Here is a 1,956-nt window from a genome sequence, read left to right as displayed (position 1 = left end):
CAGCCGGAACGGCGGTGGCCGTCGGTGCCGCCGCAACTGGCGTGGGCGGTGCGGTGGCGGCTGGCGCGCGCATGGCCCCGGCTGCCGCCAAGCTGGCCGGCAGCGGTGCGCGTGCCGCCACGTCGGCGGCCAGCAGCGCGAAATCTGCGTTCCAGGCCGGTTCCGCCGCCGCCGGCGGTGGCGCGAAAGGCGCAATGGCCGGCCTAGGCAACGTCGCCAAGACCGGCGCGCAGGCAGCCGGGCGAGGCGCCGCATCCCGTGCCTCCGCTGTCGGGCAGCGCATGGCTGCTCCCTTCCGTGCTGGCTGGAATGGCGCTGCGGCTGACAGTGGCGCGGGTGCGGCATCCGGTCAGGGTGCCGGCGAGGCCACGCCCAGCGCCAGCAGCGCGCAGACGCAGGAACAACCTGCCTGGGCGAAACGACTGCATCGCCGCCAGCAGCTCACCCATGCCGCGACCACCACCGCCCACGCGCTGCGCGGTGGCGACGGCGGCGGCTCCGGCCAAGGGCCGAGCCTGCGCGATTCCGATTCATAAGGAGAACTGACAATGCGATTCAAGAAACCGCAGGTGCGCTATGCCGACACGCCGCAGCCTGCCACGCCGTACCAAGCTGCCGGCCAGGTATGGGACGAGCGTATCGGCTCGCCGCGCGTGCAGGCGAAGAACTGGCGGCTGATGGCCTTCGGATGCCTGACGCTCGCGCTGCTGATGGCCGGCGGCCTGGTGTGGCGGTCAGCGCAGTCCATCGTGACGCCCTACGTCGTGGAGGTGGACAACGCGGGCCAAGTGCGTGCGGTCGGCGAAGCAGCCACGCCCTACAAGCCCAGCGATGCGCAGACCGCGTACCACCTCGGCCGCTTCATCGGCTTGGTGCGCTCGCTGTCCATCGACCCCATCGTCGTGCGCCAGAACTGGCTCGACGCCTACGACTACACCACCGACAAGGGCGCGGCCGTGCTCAACGACTACGCGCGGGTCAACGACCCGTTCGCTCGCATCGGCAAGGAGTCGGTGACGGTGCAGATCACCAGCGTCGTGCGCGCCAGCGACACGTCTTTCAACGTGCGCTGGACGGAACGCCGCTACGTCAACGGCGCCGCGGCTGGCCTAGAGCGGTGGACGGCCGTGGTGTCCATCGTGCTCCAGCCGCCGCGCACCGAAGAACGCCTGCGCAAGAACCCCCTGGGCATCTACGTCAACGGCCTGTCATGGAGCCGCGAACTGGATTCTTCCGAAGGAGCCATGCCATGAATGATCTTTTCCGTAATTCCGCTTTGCCGGTGATCCTGCTTGCCTTGGCGGGCTGCGCCACGCAGGGCAAGCCGCCGCCGACCATCTCACTCGATGAGCCGGTGCAGGCCCAGCCGCTGCCAGAGCCGCCCGCGCCGGTGGAGGTGGTGGCCGTGCCCGAGGTGCTGCCGATGCCCGCGCAGTTGAAGCCGTTGCCCGAAGCCGAGGACGCCAAACCTGTGCCGGAGCCGGCAGACGAGAAGGTGCGCGTTTCGCGTGCCAATGCCGAGGCGCGCGTCGCGCCCACGCGCGAGGGCTACGTCAACGCGATTCAGGTGTGGCCGTATAGCGATGGTGCGCTGTACCAAGTCTATGCAGCCGTGGGCCGCGTGACCGTGGTTTCGCTCCAGCCGGGCGAGGAGCTGGTGTCGGTGGCCGCCGGCGATACCGTGCGCTGGATCGTGGGCGACACATCGAGCGGCAGCGGCGCCGACCTGCGAGTGAACGTGCTGGTCAAGCCGATCCGCTCGGGCCTCAAGACCAATCTCGTCATCACTACCAATCGCAGGACGTACCTGCTGGAGCTGGCCTCGACGGAAAAGACGTGGATGGCATCCGTGTCTTGGGAATACCCGCGCGACCGAATGCTGGCCTTGCAGCGCCAGGCGCAAGCGGCCAGCACCGCCGCGCCGGTCGATAGCGGGCTGGCGCTGGAGAACCTGCG

2 protein-coding genes and 1 pseudogene are annotated in these 1,956 nt (G+C 69.4%); all 3 read left to right on the top strand.

What is annotated here, in order from left to right:
• Window positions 1-536: pseudogene (locus APY03_RS44470) on the top strand (P-type conjugative transfer protein TrbL); the annotation flags it as partial.
• A gap of 12 nt (window positions 537-548) precedes the next feature.
• Window positions 549-1,253, top strand: a complete 705-nt coding sequence (trbF, locus tag APY03_RS25625) for a conjugal transfer protein TrbF (protein WP_068681367.1) — start codon at window positions 549-551, stop codon at window positions 1,251-1,253.
• Window positions 1,250-1,956: TrbG/VirB9 family P-type conjugative transfer protein (locus APY03_RS25620; RefSeq protein ID WP_232324402.1), on the top strand; the 707-nt coding region annotated here is incomplete at its 3' end. The genes trbF and APY03_RS25620, both read left to right, overlap by 4 nt.

Origin of the sequence: Variovorax sp. WDL1 (genome assembly GCF_001541225.1) — a bacterium.
Classification (GTDB): Bacteria; Pseudomonadota; Gammaproteobacteria; order Burkholderiales; family Burkholderiaceae_C; genus Variovorax.
Note: the sequence above shows the minus strand (reverse complement) of the source record. Positions and strands in the feature narration are given on the sequence as shown.

Bases quoted from the DNA above. Each gene is read 5' to 3' on its own strand.
- trbF (WP_068681367.1), top strand. From the start codon at position 549: ATGCGATTCAAGAAACCGCAGGTGCGCTATGCCGACACGCCGCAGCCT.